The organism is Streptomyces sp. NPDC006739 (genome assembly GCF_042869815.1).
Classification (GTDB): domain Bacteria; phylum Actinomycetota; class Actinomycetes; order Streptomycetales; family Streptomycetaceae; genus Streptomyces.
This window is the reverse complement of sequence record NZ_JBIAGM010000011.1, coordinates 243548-261291: the sequence shown is the minus strand read 5'-3', so window position 1 is coordinate 261291 and position 17744 is coordinate 243548. Positions and strand designations below refer to the sequence as shown.

Genomic DNA, 17744 nt, shown 5'->3' with positions numbered 1-17744 from the left:
CCGGTCCCCGTGATCTCGTACATCCTCCGTCGGACGCTCGCGGCAGTGATCCTGCTGCTGGTCGTCTCCGCGGTCACCTTCGCCATCTTCTTCGTGCTGCCGCGACTCGCCGGCCAGACGGCGGACCAGCTGGCGCAGCAGTACATGGGCAAGAGCCCGTCGAAGTCGGACATCGCCGCGGTCAAGCACAACCTCGGTCTGGACCAGCCCGTTTACGTCCAGTACTGGCACTTCATCAAGGGGCTCGTGGCGGGCGCCACCTACAACCTCGGCCCCACCACGGTGCACTGCAACGCACCCTGCTTCGGCTACTCGTTCAAGTCGCACGAAGAGGTCTGGCCGCAGCTCACCTCCCGCCTTCCGATCACCCTGTCGCTCGCCCTCGGGGCGGCCGTCCTGTGGCTGGTCTCCGGTGTGGCCGTCGGCGTCGTCTCCGCGCTCAAGCCGCGCTCGTTCTTCGACCGCAGCTTCATGGGCGTCGCCCTCGCCGGTGTCTCGCTGCCCATGTTCTTCACGGGCAACCTGGCGATCCTGCTCTTCACCTACAAGTGGCCGATCTTCGGCCGCACCTACGTCCCGTTCACCGACAACCCCTCGCAGTGGGCCAACACGCTGTTCCCGGCGTGGTGTTCGCTCGCGTTGCTCTACTCCGCCATCTACGCCCGGCTCACCCGCTCGGGCATGCTGGAGACGATGAACGAGGACTTCATCCGCACGGCCCGCGCCAAGGGCCTGCGTGAGCGCAAGGTCGTGGTCCGGCACGGACTGCGCGCCGCGCTCACCCCGATCATCACCGTCTTCGGCATGGACCTCGGTCTGCTGCTCGGCGGTGCGGTGATCACCGAGACCGTGTTCTCGCTGCACGGCATCGGCCAGTACGCGGTGCAGGCCATCGACGACAATGACCTGCCCCCCATCCTCGGCGTCACCCTGCTGGCCGCCATCTTCGTCGTCATCGCAAATCTCCTGGTGGACCTGTTGTATGCCGCCGCCGACCCGCGCGTGAGGCTCTCGTGACCGAACTGTCCAAGACCGGTGCCGCAGTGGGGGAGCCCACTTCCCCCGGCAAGACACCCGAGGCCTTCCTCGAGGTCCGCGACCTCAAGGTGCACTTCCCGACCGACGACGGCCTGGTCAAGTCCGTCGACGGGCTCAGCTTCAAGCTGGAGAAGGGCAAGACCCTCAGCATCGTCGGCGAGTCGGGCTCCGGTAAGTCCGTCAGCTCGCTGGCCATCATGGGCCTGCACCGGCTGGGCGCGCGCGGCAAGAACGTGCAGATGTCCGGCGAGATCTGGCTGGACGGCAAGGAACTGGTCTCCGCCGCCCCGGACGAGGTGCGCAGGCTGCGCGGCCGCGAGATGGCGATGATCTTCCAGGACCCGCTGTCCGCGATGCACCCGTACTACAAGATCGGCGACCAGATCGTCGAGGCGTACCGGGTACACCACGACGTCAGCAAGAAGGTCGCCCGCGCGCGGGCCGTCGAGATGCTCGACCGGGTCGGCATCCCCGAGCCCGGCAAGCGCGTCGACAGCTACCCGCACGAGTTCTCCGGCGGTATGCGCCAGCGCGCGATGATCGCCATGGCGCTGGTCAACAACCCCGAACTGCTCATCGCGGACGAGCCGACCACCGCCCTCGACGTCACCGTGCAGGCGCAGATCCTGGACCTGATCCGGGACCTGCAGAAGGAGTTCGGCTCCGCGGTCATCATCATCACCCACGACCTCGGCGTGGTCGCCGAGATCGCGGACGACGTGCTGGTGATGTACGGCGGCCGGTGCGTGGAGCGCGGGCCCGTCGACGAGATCTTCGAGAAGCCGCAGCACCCCTACACCTGGGGCCTGCTCGGCTCGATGCCCCGGATCGACCGCGAGACCTCCGACCGGCTCATCCCGGTCAAGGGCCAGCCGCCGAGCCTCATCAACGTCCCCTCGGGCTGCGCCTTCCACCCGCGCTGCCCCTACGCGGACATCCCCAAGGGGAACGTCACCCGCACGGTGCGTCCCGAACTGGAGCAGGTGGGCGGCGGGCACTGGTCCGCGTGCCACCTCTCGGCGGAGGACCGTACGCGGATCTGGACCGAAGAGATTGCGCCGAAGCTGTGAGTGAGACGAAGAAGAACGAGTCCGCGAGCGGCTCCGCGAACGGGTCGGGGTCCGGTTCCGGTTCCGCCGACGGTGAGGTGCTGCTCAAGGTCGAGGGCCTGACCAAGCACTTCCCGATCAAGAAGGGGATCCTGCAGCGGCAGGTCGCCGCGGTGAAGGCCGTCGACGGCATCGACTTCGAGGTGCGCAAGGGCGAGACCCTGGGCGTGGTCGGCGAGTCGGGCTGCGGCAAGTCGACGATGGGCCGGGTCATCACCCGCCTCCAGGACCCGACGGGCGGCTCGATCCACTTCGAGGGCCAGGACATCACACGGCTGAGCACCGGGCAGATGCGTCCGCTGCGCCGTGACATCCAGATGATCTTCCAGGACCCGTACGGCTCCCTGAACCCCCGGCACACCATCGGCTCGATCGTCTCGGCGCCGTTCAGGCTGCAGGGTGTGGAGCCCGAGGGCGGGGTGAAGAAGGAGGTCCAGCGGCTGCTGTCGCTGGTGGGTCTGAGCCCCGAGCACTACAACCGCTACCCGCACGAGTTCTCCGGCGGTCAGCGCCAGCGCATCGGCATCGCCCGCGCGCTCGCCCTGAAGCCGAAGCTGGTGGTGGCCGACGAGCCGGTGTCCGCGCTGGACGTGTCGATCCAGGCCCAGGTGGTCAACCTCATGGACGACCTCCAGGAGGAACTCGGCCTCACGTACGTGATCATCGCGCACGACCTGTCGGTGGTACGGCACGTGTCGGACCGCATCGCGGTGATGTACCTCGGCAAGATCGTCGAACTGGCCGACCGCAGCTCGCTGTACGAGGCGCCGATGCACCCGTACACCAAGGCGCTGATGTCCGCGGTCCCGGTGCCGGACCCGAAGCGCCGGGGCGCCAAGAGCGAGCGCATCCTGCTCCGCGGTGACGTGCCGTCCCCGATCGCGCCGCCCTCCGGGTGCCGGTTCCACACCCGCTGCTGGAAGGCGACGGAGATCTGCACGACGACCGAGCCGCAGCTCGTGGAGCTGAAGCCCGGCCAGCGGGTCGCCTGCCACCACCCGGAGAACTTCGCCGACCAGGCCCCCCAGGACACGGTCCTCCTCTCGGCGGCACGAGAGGCCTCGGAACTGGTGGGCACCGCGGTGACCTCCACCACCCCGCCCGAGCCGGCGGCTACCGCCGAGCCCGAGCCGACGTCTGAAATCGAGCCGGAGCCCGGAGCCGAGGCCAAGTCCGCGACTGATGCGGAGCCGGTGGCCGAGGTCAAGTCCGCGACTGATGCGGAGCCGGTGGCCGACGGCGAGTCTGTGGCTGAGCCGGTGGCCGACGGCGAGTCTGTGGCTGAGCCGGTGGCCGGCGGCGAGTCCGCGGCTGATGCCGAGTCGGGCACTGCCGCCGAGTCCGGGGCTGAGGTGGAGTCGGTAACTGACGGCGAGTCGGCGGCCGACACTGAGCCCGAGTCCGACGCCGAGCGCAAGGCCGGCGGCAAGCCCGCTGCCGAGGCCGAGCCAAAGGCCGACTGACGCGGAGCCGGGGGCCCGGCACCGCCCCTGTGGCTGGTGCCGGGCCCCGGTCCGTGTACGACTGCAGGGGCCGCCCGGCGAGGGCTGATGCCGGTCTGGCGGCCGGCGTCGAGCCGTCGGCTGCCAAGTCGGCGGTCTACGGTGAGGCGGTAGCCGATACCTCGGGCGAGGGGGCCGAGGCCGCGGAGAAGGCGGGCGACGAGCCCACGCCCAACGCGGAGCCCGCCGTCAACCCGCGGCTAGGACCAGGCGTCGCCTGACGCCGAGTCCCCGCCGACCCACCTCCGGAACAGAGCGCACGCCCCGCCAAGCCCACAGGGCGACCGCGCCTCAGGACCAAGCCCGCAGCCCGCGTTGAAGCACCCACCCCCGGCCAAGCCCGCAAGGCGCTCGGAACCCCTCCGTCAAGCCCGCAGCATGCGACGGACTCCCACCGCCAAGCCCGCAGCCCGCGTTGAAGCACCCACCCCCGGCCAAGCCCGCAAGGCGCTCGGAACCCCACCGCCAGGCCCGCAGCATGCGACGGACTCCCACCGCCAAGCCCGCAGCCCGCGTTGAAGCACCCACCCCCGGCCAAGCCCGCAGCATGCGACGGACCCCCTCCGCCAAGCCCGCATCAGGTGAACGGCCCCCCACCGCCAAGCCCGCTGCAAGTGAGGGTCGTCCAGGAGTCAACCGAGCAGTCGCACATGACAAGTGGGCAAAGTCATGTACATGCCCGCACGGCAGGGTGCAGAGTCGTCCCCGTCCGTCCACTGATCGGAACACGCTCGAAGGGACGACCATGGCATTCTCCCGTTCGGCACGGGCCGGGGCCCTCGCCACCGCGGCTGCCTCCTTCCTCCTCATCGCGGCCGCCCCCGCCCCCACCCCCGGCGGGCCCGGCATCGGCGACACCTACTTCCCCCAGCTGGGCAACGGCGGCTTCGACGCCCGCCACTACGACCTGGACGTGGCGTACGACCCGGCCACCGCCCGCCTCGACGGCCGTACGACGCTCACCGCACGTGCCACCCAGGCCCTCTCGTCCTTCGATCTGGACCTGCAGAAACTGGAGGTCACACGGGTCGAAGTGAACGGCAGACCCGCCCGGTTCACACGCGACGGCGACGAGATGACCATCATCCCGCACAGTCCCCTGCCCAAGGGCCGCACCTTCACCGCCACCGTCACCTACGGCGGGGTGCCCGAACCCCTCGGCGGACCCATCGTGTTCGGCTCGCACTACGGCTGGATGAAGACCGCCGACGGCGTCTTCGTCGCCTGCGAGCCCAACGCCGCCTCCACCTGGTTCCCGTCCAGCGACCACCCCTCCGACAAGGCCACCTACGACATCCGCATCAAGGCGCCCGAGGGACTGACCGCCGTCTCCAACGGGCGGCTGGTCTCGACGTACGACAAGGGCGGCTCGACGTACACCCACTGGCGCGAGAGCAGGCCCATGGCCACCTACCTCGCGACCGCGACCATCGGCAAGTTCGACGTGCGGACCGGCCGGACCCCCGGCGGCATCCCCATCTACGTCGCCATCGACCCCGCCCTGAAGAACGGCAACGCGGTCGACGTGTACGCCGTCACCGCCGCCGCCACCGACTACTGGTCGCGGGTCTTCGGCCCGTACCCCTTCGAGGAGACCGGCGCGATCGTCGACGACATGCCGGAGGCCGGTTTCTCGCTGGAGGTGCAGAGCAAGCCCGCCTACTCCGCCGTGCGCAACGAGACGACGATCGTGCACGAACTGGCCCACCAGTGGTTCGGCGACTCGGTCAGCGTCGAACGGTGGAAGGACATCTGGCTCAACGAGGGCTTCGCCACCTACGCCCAGTGGCTGTGGGCGGAGCACCAGGGCACCCGCTCGGCCCACGACGCCTTCCTGGCCACCTACAACGGCATCCCCGCCGGCTCCGCCTTCTGGCAGACCGAGGTCGCCGACCCGCAGCGCGACACCATGTTCGCCTCCGCCGTCTACCAGCGCGGCGCGATGACCCTCCAGGCCCTGCGCGAGCGGATCGGTGACAAGGCCTTCTTCAGGCTGCTGCCCGCGTGGACGAGCCTGCACCGCTACGGCAACGCCGACACCGCCGACTTCGTCCGCCTCGCCGAGCGCGTCAGCGGGCAGAAGCTCGACGATCTCTTCCAGACCTGGCTTTTCACCACAGGTAAGCCGACCCTGTAGGCCCGGCAGACCTGGCTTTGTAAGGTTGAGGCGCCCCGCCGGGTGAGAATGGCAGGGTGCAGCAGCTCCAGCTGATCTTCAGTCCCTCCGTCCAGCACACGCTCGATGTCATCGGCATCTTCGTGTTCGCGATCTCCGGCGCGCTGCTGGCCGTCCGCAAGAACTTCGACGTCTTCGGCATCGCCGTACTCGCCGAGGTCACCGCGCTGGGCGGAGGGCTCTTCCGCGACCTGGTCATCGGGGCCGTACCGCCGGCCGCCTTCACGGACCTCGGGTACTTCGTCACCCCGCTGGTGGCCGCCCTCGTGGTCTTCTTCCTGCATCCGCACGTGGAGCGCATCCAGTCGGCCGTCCTGGTCTTCGACGCGGCAGGCCTCGGCCTGTTCTGCGTCAGCGGTACGACCAAGGCGTACGACTACGGCCTCGGCCTCACCGCCTCCGCGACCCTGGGCCTGGCCACCGCCGTCGGCGGCGGCGTCCTGCGGGACGTGCTCGCCAACGAGGTGCCGTCACTGCTGCGCTGGGACCGCGATCTCTACGCGGTCCCCGCGATCGTCGGCGCCACCATGGTGGTGCTGTGCATCCGTTACGACGTGCTCACCCCGTACACCAGCGCGCTGGCGGTGGTCACGGCTTTCGTCCTGCGCCTGCTTGCGATGAGGTTCCACTGGCGAGCGCCGCGTGCGTGGAACCGCCGGTCAACGGTGACTGAGGAGTAGTACCCCTCGCCCCCGGCCGGCCCGACTGTCCGAGGCCCGCGCCCTTGACGTGGTTCTGGCCCATCTGGAGCGTCAGCCAGCGGAAGACCGTGGTGATCTGCGGCCGCCACAGCCCCATGCTGTGACCGCCCGCGCTGCGCGGCAGGAACACCACGTGCACGGTCGTCGGCGCCTTGGCGACCGCCTCCATGGCCACGCCGGCCTGGTAGCCGTCACCGGACTCGCCGGAGATGTACAGGGCGATCCTGGGCGGGGTGGGCGCCTTCTTGAGGAGAAGGTAAGGATTGTTGGCGTTGCGCAGCGCGGGGCTCTGTGCCGCGAGCGAGTTGCGCTCGCCGATCGGGTCGTTGTAGCCGGACAGTGCGATCGCGGCCCGGTACCGGTCCGGGTGGGCCACGGCGAGCTTGGCCGCGCAGTGGGCGCCCGCCGAGTACCCGGCCGCCGCCCAGCCCTGCGGCGCCGACTCGGCGCGGAAGTTGTCCGTGATCATCTTGGGCACGTCGATGCTCAGCCAGCTGTCGGCGTTCACGGTGCCCGGGATGTTGGCGCAGCCGGTGTCCACACCGGCCAGCAGGTTGGTGCGCGGCGAGACCAGGATGAACGGCGCCACCTTGCCGCTCTTCATCAGCGGCAGCAACTGCTCGTGCACCCTGAGCGACCCGTACCAGGCCTTCGCCGAGCCGGGGTAGCCCGACAGCAGCTCCACCACCGGGAACTTCTTGTTCCGGTAGGCCGGATCGTCGTACTGCGGCGGCAGCCAGACGTAGACCTCGGCGTTCACGCCCGACACCCGGCCCTTGAGCTGGGTGACGCGCACCCCGCCGGCCGAGTGCATATGGGGCCCGTCGGCGGGCTTGAAGTCCTGCTTCACCTTGGGCAACCGTTTCAGCGCTATCCCACCGGTGCCGTCCTGGCCGAGGTCGGCGGCCTGCTGGACGTGGTTGCCGGTACCGAGCAGGTCCGCCCAGTTGTCGTACAGGTTGTTCTGGTTGTTGACCAGGACGAACACCAGGGTGACGGCCGTGACCTGGGCGAACAGCAGCATCAGTACCCGGACGGCGACGCGCACGGCCTTCGGCCCGCGCATCCTGGACCACAGGACGAGCGGCAGTATGAGGGCGACCAAGCACAGCGCGACGGTCGTATAGAGGAACGGAGTCCCGGTGAGGCTCATGTCCCCATAGAGGGGAATCACCGCTCCGGGGTTACGGACGTGTCAGGTCGCTTACCGAGAAATTGCCGGAAGCTCACTCGACAGGGTGGTTCGTCATGTCATAGGACCGCAATGTTCCAAAGCTACCGCTTAGTAATTTCCTGTTGTACGGTTCAGTCATGCCAGAAGCAGCTACCGCGCCCTCGCGGGCCGTGATCGGAGACAGCGAGTTCGACCGTGACACGGCGGTCACCCGGCGCGAGCCCGCGACCCCCGGAGCCCCGGGGGTCTACGACATCGACCTCTCCGCCGGCTGGACGATCATCAACGCCGTCAACGGCGGCTATCTGCTGGCCGTGCTCGGCCGGGCCCTCGCGGACACGCTCCCGCACCCGGACCCCTTCACCGTCTCGGCGCACTACCTGACGGCGTCCCAGCCGGGCCCCGCGGTCGTCCGCACCGAGACCGTGCGCACCGGCCGCACCCTCTCCACCGGCCAGGCCTCGCTCTTCCAGTACGACGACAAGGGCGACGAGGTCGAACGCATCCGCGTCCTCGCCTCCTACGGCGACCTCGACGCCCTCCCCGACGACGTCCGCACGACGGCGACGCCGCCCGCGATCCCGCCCATGGACCAGTGCTTCGGCCCCGAGGACGGCCCCACCCCGGTCGACGGCAGCTCCGCCATCACCGACCGGCTGATGCTCAAGCTGGACCCCGCCACCCTGGGCTGGGCGCTCGGCGCGCCCTCCGGCAAGGGCGAGATGCGCTCCTGGTTCGGCCTCGCGGACGGCCGCGACGCCGACCCCCTCTCCCTGCTCCTCGCGGTGGACGCGCTGCCGCCGACCGCCTTCGAACTCGGCCTCAAGGGCTGGGTCCCCACGGTCGAACTCACCGTCCACGTACGCCACCGCCCGGCCCCTGGCCCGCTGCGCGTGTCCATCACCACCCGCAACCTGGCCGGCGGCTTCCTGGAGGAGGACGCCGAGGTCTGGGACCGCGAGGACCGCCTGGTCGCCCAGTCCCGGCAACTGGCCCGCGTCAGACTCGGCTGAGCGGCACCCTGCCCAGCCAGGCCGCCAGTTCCCCGTAGGGGCCGGCACCCTCGGGAGCCTCGGCGCGCGCGGCGAACGGGGTCAGCGCGTCCCGGGGCCGGGAGTCGGGCAGGACACGGCGGGCGTTGGCGAGCGAGAACGCGGCGAGTTCCGGGTCGAGCTCCCGGGGGTGGCCGAGGGCCTCGGAGAGGTCCCAGGTGTGGGTCACGAACGGGCTCGTCGCCAAGGCGGGCGCCTGGTACCTGGTCGCCGACCGCGGGGGCAGGCCCCAACTCTTCCGGGCCGACCGGGTGCACTCCGCGCGGCTGCTCGACGATCCCGTGCGGCGCCGCCGGGGTGTCGAACTCGCGGACGTCTGGGAGGTGTTGCGCCGCGAGGTCGAGGAGCGGCCGCGCGGGATCGAGGTCACCGTCCGGGTCCGACGGGAGCGCCTGGACATGTTCCAGCGCTTGCAGGCCGCCTCGCTCACCGGACTCCCCGACGACGACGGCGAGGGCCCGTGGATCACCGCCGGGCTGTCGTACGCCGTGCTGGGCGCCGTCCGTCAACTCCTGCAGTTCTCCGACCACCTCGAGGTCCTCGCCCCGCCCGAGGCCCGCGCCGAACTGGCCGAGGCGGCGCGTTCGGTCGCGGCCCTGTACCGGGGGCGGCCCGGGGCGGCGGCTTTGCCTGATTGACAGGCCGGCTCGCTGCTGCTCGACCGCGTGCGGCTCCGAGGACCCCTCGTCCTCCTCCGGCGGCGGGAACCCCGGCGGGGGACAGGCCGCGGGCCGGTCCGGAGGCGGGTCGCAGCAGGGCTGACCGAACGGGGGTTACTCCCGCCAGTGCCGGCGGCCGATGCTGATCAGCCGCATCTGCCGGGTCGCCACCTGCCGGACCCGCTCCCGGTCCTCCTCCGGTCCGTCCAGGGCCTCCAGGAAGAGGGAGGCGGTGATGAGCATCTGGTCGACGTAGAGGTGCGCGAGCATCAGCAGGTCGTCGGCGCTCCAGCCCTCCGCCTCCGGGTCCTTGGCCAGCTCGTCCCTGACCTCCTCGGCGAACCGGGCCAGTTGGGCCCGTATCGCCTCACGCACCGGCTGGACCCCGCCATGTCGCTCCCGGGCGATAAACCGGACATGTGCGGGGTACGCGTCCACATGGCGGGCGATCAACTCGACGGCACGCGTGATGCGTTCCTCGCTGTCGCCCGCCGTGGACACCGTCGTCCGCACCATCGGGTGCAGGCTGCCCAGCGCCTCCTCGACCAGCGCCACACCGAGGTCGGCGGTGGAGCGGAAGTGCCGGTAGAAGGCGGTCGGCGCGACGCCGACGGCCCGCGTGACCTCGCGCAGACCGAGGCTGCTCAGGCTCTGGTCCTCCAGCAGGGCCAGGGCCGCGTCGAGGAACGCCTGCCGGGTCTTCTGCTTCTGGGCCTGCCGGATGCCGAGGGTGTGACTCATGTCATCCAGTTAACAACTGTTCTCTGGAATTGAAAAGCCGGGGAACGCGCTAGACTCAAAAGTCAGTGAACAAGTGTTACTACAAGCGTTCACTCAAACTTCACACCGCCACCCCGAAGGGGGATCCGATCCCATGCTGTTCCTCGTCGCCGCTCTCATGCTGCTGGGCGTCGTCCTGGGCACCGTCGCCCACGCGCCGCTGACCTTCAGCGTCGCCGTCGCGGCCGTCATCGCCGTCTGGCTCGGCATCTTCGCGCTGCGCGAGCGCCACGGGCGCCGTCGCGGCACCTCCGCGAACTGACCGCGACCACCGACGCCCGCGCACCGCGACCACATCCGCCCACGCACCGCGGCACTTCCTCGAACTGACTTCTGTCGGGAGCTGATCATCATGCAACTCACCGCACCGGCAACCAGCCGTACCGGTACGCGCGACGCCGACGGCATGGCCGTCGCCTCCTTCATCCTGGGCCTGCTGGGCCTGCTCGTCCTCAACCTCTTCCTCGGGCCGATCGCCATCGCCCTGGCCGGCGTCGCCCTGTGGCGCGGCACCGCCCGCCGTGGCCGGGCCCTGCTCGGTCTCACCCTGGGCGTCGCCGACCTGGTGGTCCTGCTGGCCTTCATGCAGGTGGACAGCACGGTGTCCTGGAGCTTCTAGCCCGATGGCGAGTCGCGTGAGCGCGTGTCGTGCGAAGTGAGCGGGAAGCGGCCGGGGACGAGCCGCGACCACCGCCCGTCAGGCCCGTAGAATCGGGCTCACCATGGCTTACCTCGACCACGCCGCGACCACTCCGATGCTCCCGCAGGCGGCAGAGGCACTGACCGCCCAGCTGAGCATCACCGGCAACGCGTCCTCCCTGCACGCCTCCGGCCGGCAGGCCCGCCGTACGGTCGAGGAGTCCCGCGAGACCCTCGCGGACGCGCTGGGCGCCCGCCCCAGCGAGGTCGTCCTCACCTCGGGCGGCACCGAGGCCGACAACCTCGCGGTGAAGGGCCTGTACTGGGCGCGCCGCGACGCCGATCCGGCCCGTACCCGGGTCCTGGCCAGCCCCGTGGAGCACCACGCCGTCCTGGACGCCGTGCACTGGCTCGGCGAACACGAGGGCGCGACGGTCGAGTACCTTCCCGTCGACTCCTACGGCCGCGTCCACCCCGAGGCCCTGCGCGAGGCGATCGCCCGCGACCCCGACGACGTCGCCCTGGCCACCGTGATGTGGGCCAACAACGAGATCGGGACGGTCATGCCGGTCCACGAACTCGCCGACGTGGCAGGGGAGTTCGGCGTCCCGCTGCACGCCGACGCGGTCCAGGCGTTCGGTCAGGTCCCGGTCGACTTCGCCGCCTCCGGGCTCGCCGCGATGACCGTCTCCGGTCACAAGATCGGCGGCCCGTACGGCATCGGCGCACTGCTGCTGGGCCGCGAGTACACCCCCGTACCCGTGCTGCACGGGGGCGGCCAGGAGCGTCATGTCCGCTCCGGCACCCTCGACGTCCCGGCCGTCGCCTCCTTCGCGGTGGCCGCCCGCCTCGCCGCCGAGCAGCGCGAGTGGTTCGCCCGGGAGATCGGCGCCCTGCGCGACGCCCTCGTCGAGGCCGTCCTCACGGCGGTGCCGGACGCGATCCTCGGCGGTGATCCGGTGGACCGCCTCCCCGCCAACGCCCACTTCACCTTTCCCGGTTGCGAGGGCGACTCCCTGCTGCTCCTGCTGGACGCCCAGGGCATCGAGTGCTCCACCGGCTCCGCCTGCACGGCGGGCGTCGCCCAGCCCAGCCATGTCCTGCTGGCCACCGGCACCGACCCGGACCTGGCCCGCGGCACCCTGCGCTTCTCCCTCGGGCACACCTCCACGGAGGCGGACGTGAAGGCGGTGGCCAAGGCGATCGCCCCGGCGGTGGAGCGGGCCCGCGCCGCGGGCCTCACCTGACCCGGTCCGACGCCGACCGGCCCACACCCCCGACTGCTACATGGCGTGCGTCACATCTGCTGTCGTACGAGCCCCATGTACCGCTTCCAGTCCCAGTACCGCCCCGGATCCGTGTGGTCCGTCCCCGGCACCTCCACGTGCCCGATCACATGCTCCCGGTCGGCCGCCATGCCGTACCGCCCGCATATCGTGGCCGTCAGCCGCGCCGAGGCCGCGTACATCGCGTCCGTGAAGGACGACTTCCGGTCCACGAACCCCTCGTGCTCGATGCCGACACTGCGTTCGTTGTACTCCCGGTTGCCCGTGTGGAAGGCCACGTCCAGTTCCCTTATGAGCTGGGTGACCCGGCCGTCCCCGCGCACGATGTAGTGCGCCGCCGCCGCGTGCGCCGGGTCCTGGAAGGCCTTCACGGCGCTCGCGTAATCGCCCTGCGTGACATGGATGACCACCCGGTCGATCGGATAGTCGTCCGGCCGGTTCGCCCGCCGGTAGTTCGCCGGGGAGGCCGCCACCCACCGCGCACCCCGGAAGTCCACCGCGCCCGCCACCCGCGGCTTCTCCACCCCCGGCAGCCGCCACCACAGGTGCGACAGCTCGTCCCGGGCCAGCGCGGCCGTGCCCACGGCGGCCGCGGCCCCGCCGACCAGCAGGGCCCGCCGCCCCAGCCGCCGGTCCGAGTCGCCGCTCGCCGTCCCCGCCCGTGTCACACCCATGTGATCGTCAACGGACGGGCGGAGGTCCGGGTTCCCGCGCCCCCGTACCCTGGAAGGGCTATGACTGACACCTCGCAGCCCACCCGCCCCCTCCGCGTCCTCGCCGCCATGTCCGGCGGCGTGGACTCCGCCGTCGCCGCCGCCCGCGCGGCCGAGGCGGGCCACGACGTGACCGGAGTCCACCTCGCGCTCTCCGCCAACCCCCAGTCGTTCCGCACGGGCGCGCGTGGCTGTTGCACCATCGAGGACTCCCGTGACGCCCGCCGCGCCGCCGACGTCATCGGCATCCCGTTCTACGTCTGGGACCTCGCCGACCGCTTCCGCGAGGACGTCGTCGAGGACTTCGTCGCCGAGTACGAGGCCGGCCGCACCCCGAACCCCTGCCTGCGCTGCAACGAGAAGATCAAGTTCGCCGCCCTGCTCGACAAGGCGCTCGCCCTCGGCTTCGACGCCGTCTGCACCGGCCACTACGCCAAGGTCGTCGTCGGCGAGGACGGCACGCGCGAGCTGCACCGCGCCTCCGACATGGCCAAGGACCAGTCCTACGTCCTCGGCGTCCTGGACGAGAAGCAGCTCGCCCACGCCCTGTTCCCGCTCGGCGACACGGTGACCACCAAGGACGAGATCCGCGCCGAGGCCGAGCGCCGGGGCCTCGCCGTGGCCAAGAAGCCCGACTCGCACGACATCTGCTTCATCGCCGACGGCGACACCCAGGGCTTCCTCGCGAAGCGCCTGGGCAGGGCGGAGGGCGACATCGTCGACGAGTCCGGCACCAAGGTGGGCACCCACGAGGGCGCCTACGGCTTCACCATCGGCCAGCGCAAGGGGCTCAGGATCGGCACCCCGGCCCCCGACGGCAAGCCCCGCTACGTCCTCGACATCTCACCGGTGGACAACACGGTGACGGTCGGCCCGGCCGCCGCCCTCGACGTGACGGCACTGACCGCGATCAAGCCGCGCTGGTGCGGCACCGCCCCCACCGGCCCCGGCACCTACACCGCCCAGCTGCGCGCACACGGCGGCGAGACCGAGGTCGGCGCCGAACTGGTCGACGGGGAACTGCGGGTGGCCTTCACCGAGCCGGTCCGCGGTGTCGCCCCCGGCCAGGCGATCGTCCTGTACGACGGCACACGCGTGGTGGGCTCGGCGACGATCGCCACCACCCTGCGCGCGCCGGCCGCGGCGGTGTGACCGGCGCCCCGGCCACTCGGTGAAGAACCCCCCTAGTGCTGCGACCGGAAAGGTTCACCGGCTCGCGACGCCCCGGCACGGCACTCCCCCAGCCTTCGGCCGGGGGTACCCCCACGCCGCGTTGTCGCATCACCCGAGTACGTCCAGTAAGCGGGCGACGCTCCGCCTTGCGATGCTCCCCCACTGCCTGAACGGCGTGGGAGGTGCCCCCAGCACCGGACGCCGCGAGCTTCTCGGCAAACCTTTCCGGTCACAGCACTAGTCGGTGAAGAACTCCGCCAGAACGGGCTTGAGGACGTCCGGTTCCACCATGTGGGTCTGGCCCTCCAGCACGTGGTACGAGCCCCGGGGCACCGCCTCGGCGATCTCCCGGTTCGCCGCGCGCATCCACTCGGGGCTCGCCCCGCCCGCGACGCACAGCACCGGCACGGAGATCGCGGCCAGCCGCTCCCGGGGCAGCAGACCGTCCCCCAGGACCGTGTCGTCGTACGCCAGACTGGGTGCGACGGCCTCCATGCCGGCCCACATCGGGGACTGGCGGGCGCCCTGGATCATCTCCTCGCCCAGGCCCGTGAGACGCAGGAACAGCTCCACGGCGTCCCCGCGCCGGTCCTCGGCGAGGGCCGCGTCCAGGTTCTCCCGGTAGGTGGCCTTGTCCTCGGCGCCGCCCGCCATGAAGTCGAGATAGGGCGCCTCGTACACGGCGACCCGGCGCACCGGCAGCCCGCTCGCCGCCGCCTCCAGCACCAGCGCACCGCCCGAGGAGACCCCGAACAGCGCCGCGTCACCGCCCACCACGTCGATCAGCGCCGCCAGGTCCTCGACCTCACGGGCCACCGCGTACGGCGCCGTGTCACCGCTCGCGCCGCGACCCCGGCGGTCGTAGACGACGGCCGTGCAGCGGTCCGCGAGCCGCCGCGCCAAGGGCGCCACGGTGCCACCGGTGGACATCGCGCCGCACACCAGGATCACCGTGGGGCCCTCGCCGGTCACCTCGTACGCCAGGGACGTGCCGTCGCGGGAAATCGTCTTCTTGTCCATGTCCGTGCAGACTGCCGCACGGCACGGAACTCATCGCTACGACACGTCGACGTCGTAGAAGCAGAGGTGATCCTTGATCTCGGCCACCTCCGGCTTCGGGTCCGGATACGCCCACACCAGGTCCGGCGCGTCCGGCAGCGACCAGTACGACGCCGTGCCCTTGAAGGGGCAGACGGAGTGGCTGTCGGAGGGCGTCAGCAGATCGAGCCGTACGTCCTCGGCGGGGATGTAGTACCGCACCGGACAGCCCGTCTCGCGCAGTACCAGGGGGCGGTCGGTCTCGGCGAGCACCTGGTCCCCGTGCACCACGCGCACGTGCCGCTCGCCCTGTTCGACGGTGATCGTGTGTCCTTCGGCCATACCGGAAGAGCGTTCGCCGGGCGCCGGTTGTTCCCGCGTACGGTGAGCCCATGCGTATCTGCGTCTTCCTCTCCGCCGCCGACCTCGACGACCGCTACACGCGCCCCGCGCGCGAGTTCGCGGAACTGCTCGGCAAGGGCGGCCACACCCTGGTCTGGGGCGGCTCCGACGTGGGACTGATGAAGGTCGTCGCGGACGGTGTGCAGGAGGCGGGCGGCCGGCTGGCCGGCGTCTCCGTGGGCTTCCTGGCCGCAAAGGCCCGCCCCGGTGCCGACGAGATGGTCATCGCCGCCGACCTGGCCGAACGCAAGAGGCTGCTGCTGGAGAACGCCGACGCGGTCGTCATCATGGTGGGCGGCACCGGCACCCTCGACGAGGCCACCGAGATCCTGGAGCTGAAGAAGCACGGGCACACCGACAAGCCCGTGGTGCTGCTGAACACGGCGGGCTTCTACGACGGCCTCAAGGAGCAGTTCCGCCGCATGGAGGACGAGGGTTTCCTGCCCCGGCCGCTGACCGACCTGGTGTTCTTCGCCGAGGAGCCGGTCGGCGCACTGGCCTACCTGGAGGAGAGCCAGGGCATCCGATGATGCGAGCATGGCGGACATGGCTACCCATGTGATCACCGGAGCGGGCTCCGGCATCGGCGCGGCCGTCGCGCACCGTCTGCACGCGCGCGGGGACGACCTCGTGCTGCACGCCCGCGACGCGGGACGGGCGAAGGAACTGGCGGCGCGGTTTCCCGGAGCCCGCACCCTGGTCGGCGACCTCGCCGATCCCGACAAGCTGAGCTGGGCCTTCTCCCACCAGACGCTGCCCGACCGGGTGGACTCCCTGCTGCACATCGCCGGCGTCGTCGACCTCGGCCCGGTGGGCGAGCTGACCCCGAAGTCATGGCGCCACCAGCTCAACGTCAACCTGATCGCCCCCGCCGAACTGACCCGCCACTTCCTGCCCCAACTGCGCGCGGCACGCGGCCACGTGGTGTTCGTGAACTCCGGCGCGGGACTGAACGCGGGCGCCGGCTGGTCCGCCTACGCCGCCTCCAAGCACGGCCTGAAGGCCCTCGCTGACGCGCTGCGCGGCGAGGAGCACGGCAACGGCGTCCGCGTGACCTCCGTCTACCCCGGCCGCACCGCCAGCCCCATGCAGGCCAAGGTCCACCAGCAGGAGGGCAAGGAGTACGACCCGGCCGAGTGGATCGACCCCGAGTCGGTGGCGACGACGATCGTGATGGCCCTGGACCTGCCCAGGGACGCCGAGGTCAACGACCTGACGGTACGGCCGGGCCGCTGACCTGCCCGCCGATCCGGCCGTGGCGGCGCCCTAGGCTGTCCTGGTGAGCGAAAAGAGCGTGTTCAGGTTCGGTGCCGCCACCGGGGTCGGATCCATGCCGGGAGGCGACGCCCGGGAGGCCGCCAAGACCGTCGGCGGGTCCTTCGAGGACTTTCCCTTCCTCGCGGAACTGCCCGCGCGCGGGCCCGGCGCCGACATGATCGGCCGCACCGCCGGGATGCTCGTCGAGCTGTACGCGCGCGTGGAACCCAGCGGCTGGCGGCTCGGGGACCGGCCGGGCCGGGACACCAGGCGGGCCAGGTCCTGGCTGGGGGAGGACCTCGACGCCCTGGAGGAGTTCACCCAGGGGTACGAGGGACAGCTCAAGGTGCAGGCCGTCGGGCCGTGGACGCTGGCCTCCGCCCTGGAGCTGAGGAACGGCGAGGCCGCGCTCTCCGACCCGGGCGCCTGCCGCGACCTCGCCGCCTCGCTCGCCGAGGGGCTGCGCCTGCATCTCGCCGAGGTCCGGCGCCGTATCCCCGGCGCCCGGCTCGTCCTGCAGCTCGACGAACCCTCCCTCACCGCCGTACTGCGCGGACAGGTGCGCAGTGCCAGCGGCTACCGGACGCACCGGGCCGTGGACCGGCAGGTCGTCGAGGCCATCCTGCGGGACGTCATGGCCGTGCACGGCGGCGAGCCCGTCGTGATCCACTCCTGCGCGCCCGACGTCCCGTTCGCGCTGCTGCGCCGGGCCGGCGCGGCCGCCGTCTCCTTCGACTTCTCCCTCCTCACCGAACGTGACGACGACACGATCGGGGAGGCCGTGGAAGGAGGCACCCGGCTGTTCGCCGGTGTCGTCCCGGGCACGGACGGCCCATTGTCAGACCCTGCCGGTAGCGTCGTGGGTGTCAGGACGCTGTGGCGCAGGCTGGGGCTGCATCCGGGGCTTCTCGCGGAGGCGGTCACGCTCACCCCGGCATGCGGACTCGCGGGCGCTTCCCCCGAGTACGCGCGCCGGGCGCTCGCCCACTGCGCCCGGGCGGCGAGATCCCTCGCGGACAACCCAGAGTAACGGGAGGACAACACG

At 71.1% G+C, this 17744-nt stretch carries 18 protein-coding genes and 2 pseudogenes; 14 read left to right on the top strand and 6 right to left on the bottom strand.

Annotated features, from left to right (window positions below; translation table 11 throughout):
* Positions 1–9 precede the first annotated feature (9 nt).
* From ACFYMM_RS23135 to ACFYMM_RS23115, 5 genes are all read left to right on the top strand, one after another.
* On the top strand, positions 10–1017 hold the full coding sequence (locus tag ACFYMM_RS23135) for an ABC transporter permease (RefSeq protein ID WP_388389472.1): 1008 nt from the start codon (positions 10–12) through the stop codon (positions 1015–1017).
* Positions 1014–2108: an ABC transporter ATP-binding protein gene (locus ACFYMM_RS23130; protein WP_388389470.1), complete on the top strand. Its 1095-nt coding sequence runs from the start codon at positions 1014–1016 to the stop codon at positions 2106–2108. The genes ACFYMM_RS23135 and ACFYMM_RS23130 overlap by 4 nt, the downstream gene beginning before the upstream one ends.
* Positions 2105–3610: a dipeptide ABC transporter ATP-binding protein gene (locus ACFYMM_RS23125; RefSeq protein ID WP_388389468.1), complete on the top strand. Its 1506-nt coding sequence runs from the start codon at positions 2105–2107 to the stop codon at positions 3608–3610. The genes ACFYMM_RS23130 and ACFYMM_RS23125 overlap by 4 nt, the downstream gene beginning before the upstream one ends.
* A gap of 784 nt (positions 3611–4394) precedes the next feature.
* A complete protein-coding gene (locus ACFYMM_RS23120) occupies positions 4395–5786 on the top strand; it encodes a M1 family metallopeptidase (RefSeq protein ID WP_388389466.1) in 1392 nt (463 codons plus the stop codon).
* Positions 5787–5842: 56 nt separating this feature from the next.
* A complete protein-coding gene (locus ACFYMM_RS23115; protein WP_388389463.1) occupies positions 5843–6505 on the top strand; it encodes a trimeric intracellular cation channel family protein in 663 nt (220 codons plus the stop codon).
* On the opposite strand, the gene ACFYMM_RS23110 is transcribed toward ACFYMM_RS23115, so the two are convergent.
* Positions 6414–7679: an alpha/beta hydrolase gene (locus tag ACFYMM_RS23110; protein ID WP_388389461.1), complete on the bottom strand. Its 1266-nt coding sequence runs from the start codon at positions 7677–7679 to the stop codon at positions 6414–6416. The two genes, ACFYMM_RS23115 and ACFYMM_RS23110, sit on opposite strands and share 92 nt — an antisense overlap.
* 158 nt (positions 7680–7837) lie before the next feature.
* Between ACFYMM_RS23110 and ACFYMM_RS23105 the strand changes: the two genes are divergently transcribed.
* On the top strand, positions 7838–8713 hold the full coding sequence (locus ACFYMM_RS23105) for a thioesterase family protein (RefSeq protein ID WP_388389458.1): 876 nt from the start codon (positions 7838–7840) through the stop codon (positions 8711–8713).
* Here the strand turns inward: ACFYMM_RS23105 and ACFYMM_RS23100 are convergent.
* Positions 8700–8921 (bottom strand): annotated as a pseudogene (locus ACFYMM_RS23100) (TIGR03086 family protein); the annotation flags it as partial. The gene ACFYMM_RS23105 and the pseudogene ACFYMM_RS23100 overlap by 14 nt on opposite strands.
* A gap of 4 nt (positions 8922–8925) precedes the next feature.
* Here ACFYMM_RS23100 and ACFYMM_RS23095 point away from each other — a divergent pair.
* Positions 8926–9390 (top strand): annotated as a pseudogene (locus ACFYMM_RS23095) (WYL domain-containing protein); the annotation flags it as partial.
* A 135-nt stretch (positions 9391–9525) separates the two neighbouring features.
* Here the strand turns inward: ACFYMM_RS23095 and ACFYMM_RS23090 are convergent.
* Complete coding sequence (locus tag ACFYMM_RS23090; protein ID WP_388389456.1) at positions 9526–10152, bottom strand: TetR family transcriptional regulator; 627 nt, start codon at positions 10150–10152, stop codon at positions 9526–9528.
* Positions 10153–10285: 133 nt separating this feature from the next.
* Here ACFYMM_RS23090 and ACFYMM_RS23085 point away from each other — a divergent pair, with 133 nt between their 5' ends.
* From ACFYMM_RS23085 to ACFYMM_RS23075, 3 genes are all read left to right on the top strand, one after another.
* The gene (locus ACFYMM_RS23085; protein WP_388389453.1) at positions 10286–10453 is read left to right on the top strand and encodes a hypothetical protein; all 168 of its coding nucleotides are present in this window, start codon (positions 10286–10288) and stop codon (positions 10451–10453) included.
* Positions 10454–10543: 90 nt separating this feature from the next.
* Positions 10544–10810 (top strand): DUF4190 domain-containing protein, encoded by a 267-nt coding sequence (locus tag ACFYMM_RS23080; protein ID WP_388389451.1) that lies wholly within the window; start codon positions 10544–10546, stop codon positions 10808–10810.
* A 103-nt stretch (positions 10811–10913) separates the two neighbouring features.
* Positions 10914–12077 carry a cysteine desulfurase family protein gene (locus ACFYMM_RS23075; protein ID WP_388389448.1) on the top strand — a complete coding sequence of 388 codons (1164 nt, stop codon included), beginning with the start codon at positions 10914–10916 and terminating at the stop codon, positions 12075–12077.
* A gap of 50 nt (positions 12078–12127) precedes the next feature.
* Here ACFYMM_RS23075 and ACFYMM_RS23070 read toward each other — a convergent pair whose 3' ends face one another.
* A complete protein-coding gene (locus ACFYMM_RS23070) occupies positions 12128–12790 on the bottom strand; it encodes an N-acetylmuramoyl-L-alanine amidase (protein WP_388389446.1) in 663 nt (220 codons plus the stop codon).
* Positions 12791–12850: 60 nt separating this feature from the next.
* Between ACFYMM_RS23070 and mnmA the strand changes: the two genes are divergently transcribed.
* A complete protein-coding gene (gene mnmA / locus ACFYMM_RS23065; protein WP_388389445.1) occupies positions 12851–13981 on the top strand; it encodes a tRNA 2-thiouridine(34) synthase MnmA in 1131 nt (376 codons plus the stop codon).
* Positions 13982–14239: 258 nt separating this feature from the next.
* On the opposite strand, the gene ACFYMM_RS23060 is transcribed toward mnmA, so the two are convergent.
* Both ACFYMM_RS23060 and ACFYMM_RS23055 read right to left on the bottom strand, forming a co-directional pair.
* Entirely contained in the window at positions 14240–15022 is a 783-nt protein-coding gene (locus tag ACFYMM_RS23060; RefSeq protein ID WP_388389443.1) for an alpha/beta fold hydrolase, read from the bottom strand.
* A gap of 36 nt (positions 15023–15058) precedes the next feature.
* Positions 15059–15382, bottom strand: a complete 324-nt coding sequence (locus ACFYMM_RS23055; RefSeq protein ID WP_388389440.1) for a DUF427 domain-containing protein — start codon at positions 15380–15382, stop codon at positions 15059–15061.
* Positions 15383–15432: 50 nt separating this feature from the next.
* On the opposite strand from ACFYMM_RS23055, the gene ACFYMM_RS23050 reads away from it, so the two are divergent.
* The 3 genes from ACFYMM_RS23050 to ACFYMM_RS23040 are packed head-to-tail and all read left to right on the top strand — an operon-like array spanning position 15433 to position 17729.
* Positions 15433–15972, top strand: a complete 540-nt coding sequence (locus ACFYMM_RS23050) for a TIGR00730 family Rossman fold protein (protein ID WP_388389438.1) — start codon at positions 15433–15435, stop codon at positions 15970–15972.
* 7 nt (positions 15973–15979) lie between these two features.
* Positions 15980–16678, top strand: coding sequence for an SDR family oxidoreductase (locus ACFYMM_RS23045; RefSeq protein WP_388389437.1), 699 nt, complete (start codon positions 15980–15982; stop codon positions 16676–16678).
* A 43-nt stretch (positions 16679–16721) separates the two neighbouring features.
* The gene (locus ACFYMM_RS23040; RefSeq protein WP_388389435.1) at positions 16722–17729 is read left to right on the top strand and encodes a methionine synthase; all 1008 of its coding nucleotides are present in this window, start codon (positions 16722–16724) and stop codon (positions 17727–17729) included.
* The last annotated feature ends 15 nt before the right edge of the window (positions 17730–17744 follow it).

Bases quoted from the DNA above. Each gene is read 5' to 3' on its own strand.
- ACFYMM_RS23120 (WP_388389466.1), top strand. From the start codon at position 4,395: ATGGCATTCTCCCGTTCGGCACGGGCCGGGGCCCTCGCCACCGCGGCT.
- ACFYMM_RS23110 (WP_388389461.1), bottom strand. From the start codon at position 7,679: ATGAGCCTCACCGGGACTCCGTTCCTCTATACGACCGTCGCGCTGTGC.
- ACFYMM_RS23105 (WP_388389458.1), top strand. From the start codon at position 7,838: ATGCCAGAAGCAGCTACCGCGCCCTCGCGGGCCGTGATCGGAGACAGC.
- ACFYMM_RS23090 (WP_388389456.1), bottom strand. From the start codon at position 10,152: ATGAGTCACACCCTCGGCATCCGGCAGGCCCAGAAGCAGAAGACCCGG.
- ACFYMM_RS23085 (WP_388389453.1), top strand. From the start codon at position 10,286: ATGCTGTTCCTCGTCGCCGCTCTCATGCTGCTGGGCGTCGTCCTGGGC.
- ACFYMM_RS23080 (WP_388389451.1), top strand. From the start codon at position 10,544: ATGCAACTCACCGCACCGGCAACCAGCCGTACCGGTACGCGCGACGCC.
- ACFYMM_RS23075 (WP_388389448.1), top strand. From the start codon at position 10,914: ATGGCTTACCTCGACCACGCCGCGACCACTCCGATGCTCCCGCAGGCG.
- ACFYMM_RS23070 (WP_388389446.1), bottom strand. From the start codon at position 12,790: ATGGGTGTGACACGGGCGGGGACGGCGAGCGGCGACTCGGACCGGCGG.
- mnmA (WP_388389445.1), top strand. From the start codon at position 12,851: ATGACTGACACCTCGCAGCCCACCCGCCCCCTCCGCGTCCTCGCCGCC.
- ACFYMM_RS23060 (WP_388389443.1), bottom strand. From the start codon at position 15,022: ATGGACAAGAAGACGATTTCCCGCGACGGCACGTCCCTGGCGTACGAG.
- ACFYMM_RS23055 (WP_388389440.1), bottom strand. From the start codon at position 15,382: ATGGCCGAAGGACACACGATCACCGTCGAACAGGGCGAGCGGCACGTG.
- ACFYMM_RS23050 (WP_388389438.1), top strand. From the start codon at position 15,433: ATGCGTATCTGCGTCTTCCTCTCCGCCGCCGACCTCGACGACCGCTAC.
- ACFYMM_RS23045 (WP_388389437.1), top strand. From the start codon at position 15,980: ATGGCGGACATGGCTACCCATGTGATCACCGGAGCGGGCTCCGGCATC.